The organism is Pseudonocardia sp. KRD291 (assembly GCF_019263595.1).
GTDB lineage: Bacteria > Actinomycetota > Actinomycetes > Mycobacteriales > Pseudonocardiaceae > Pseudonocardia.
In genome coordinates this window covers 1-2,036 of the sequence record NZ_JADQDD010000496.1, presented here as the reverse complement: position 1 = coordinate 2,036, position 2,036 = coordinate 1, and the positions used below count along the sequence as shown (strand labels likewise).

General features: G+C 75.0%; 1 protein-coding gene and 1 other RNA gene. Both read right to left on the bottom strand.

The annotated features are described in order from the left end of the window. The coding region (locus I4I78_RS33205) for a DNA polymerase III subunit gamma and tau (RefSeq protein WP_308252482.1) at positions 1-1,902 on the bottom strand (1,902 nt) is incomplete at its 3' end. A gap of 61 nt (positions 1,903-1,963) precedes the next feature. Beyond that, positions 1,964-2,036, bottom strand: an RNA gene (gene ffs, locus I4I78_RS32165) — signal recognition particle sRNA small type; the annotation flags it as partial.

The window sequence follows — 2,036 nt, the reverse complement described above, 5'->3', positions numbered from 1 at the left end:
CACCGCGCGCAACGACTCGACGATCACGTCGGTGTTGCGGGCCTCGGACAGCCGCCGGGCCAGCGGGGCCGAGCCGATCGTCAGCACCAGCGTGTCGCCGTCCACGGCGCGCACGGTCGCATTCACCATCAGCGCCTCGGTGCTGCGACTGCGCTGGCGCGCCGCGGCGAGGATCTCCGGCCACACCCGTCGCACCGCGGCCGCGTCCAGCGACGACGCGGCCGGAGCGGGCTCGGCGGGCTCCGCAGGTCCGTTCTCCGGCGCACCCGACTCCGCTCCGGCCCCGGACTCCGGCGCCGGTCGCTCCGACCGTGGTTCCGCCTGCGGCGGGCCAGCCTGCGCCTGCGCTTCCCGAGACGGTCCGGCCTGCGGCTGCTCGGCGGGAGCGGCACCCGTCGCGGCCGATGCGGCGGCGGCGACCTGCGGAGGCAGGTCCTCCGGCGAGGGACGGCTCGGCTCGACGACGTCGTCCCCGGTCTCCTGCTCGATCTCCGACACCTCGGACGCCGGCGCCGCGGTCTCCGCGGGTCCGGTTTCCGCGGGCTTGGTCTCCGCCGCCCTGGTCTCCGCCGGCCTGCTCTCCGCGGGCTTGGCCTCGGCAGGTTTGGTCTCCGCAGGCTTGGACTCAGCGGGCTTGGGCCCCTCCGCGGCCGGAGGTCCCGCGGCCCGTTCGGTCGGGCGGACGAAGGTCCGCTTCGCCGGTTCGGCGTCGGCGCCGCCGGCCGCGCCGGGTTCGGGGGCGATCGCGTTGCGTCGCTCGATGCGCTCGAGACGCTCCAGCAGTCCGGCGTCCGTCGTGGTCGCCGCGGGGAGCAGCATCCGCGCGCAGAGCAGTTCGAGCAGCAGCCGCGGAGCGGTCGCCCCACGCATCTCGACCAGCCCGTTGTGCACGATCTCGCCGTAACGGGCGAGCGTCGCGGCGCCGAGGCGGGACGCCTGGTCGGTCATCCGGGACAGCTCGTCCTCCGCCCCGTCGACCAGGCCGCGCTCCGCGGCCTCCGGCACGGCCTGCACCAGCATCAGGTCGCGCAGGCGCTGCAGCAGGTCGGAGGCGAACCGGCGGGGGTCGTGCCCGGCCTCGACCAGCCGGTCCACCGCCTGGTAGACGGCCGCGCCGTCGCCCGCGGCCAGCGCGTCCACCGTGTCGTCGATCAGCGCCGCGTCGGTGACGCCGAGCAGCGCCACCGCGCGCTCGTAGGCGACGCCGTCGGGCCCGGCCCCGGCCAGTAGCTGGTCGAGCACCGAGAGCGTGTCCCGCGCCGAGCCCCCACCGGCCCGGATGACCAGCGGGAACACCGGCGGGGCGACGGTCACGCCCTCGTCGCCGCAGATCCGTTCCAGCAGCGACCGCATGGTGCCCGGCGGGATCAGCCGGAACGGATAGTGGTGCGTGCGCGACCGGATCGTCGGCAGCACCTTCTCCGGCTCGGTGGTGGCGAAGATGAAGACCAGGTGGTCCGGCGGCTCCTCCACGATCTTGAGCAGGGCGTTGAAGCCCTGCGTGGTGACCATGTGCGCCTCGTCGACGATGAACACCCGGTAGCGCGACTCGGCGGGGGCGTAGAACGCCCGGTCACGCAGCTCGCGGGCGTCCTCGACGCCGCCGTGCGAGGCCGCGTCGAGCTCCACCACGTCGATCGAGCCGGGGCCCTCGGGCGCGAGCGCGATGCAGGAGTCACAGACGCCGCACGGCTCCGGCGTCGGGCCCTGCACGCAGTTCAGCGAGCGGGCCAGGATCCGGGCCGAGGACGTCTTGCCGCAGCCCCGGGGACCGGAGAACAGGTACGCGTGGTTGATCCGCCCCGCGGTGAGCGCCGTGGCCAGGGGCTCGGTGACGTGCTCCTGCCCCACCACCTCGGCGAGCTTGGCCGGGCGGTACTTGCGGTACAGAGCCAGTGCCACGCCCGCGAGGCTACCGAGGGGCACCGACAGCGCCCGAGGGCGGACCACGACACGGGCCCGAGACATGAGGGGACCCCGCGCACCCGCCAGAGCCTGTTGACCCTTGCTGCCTTCCGGCCCTGGGGGAGTTCACA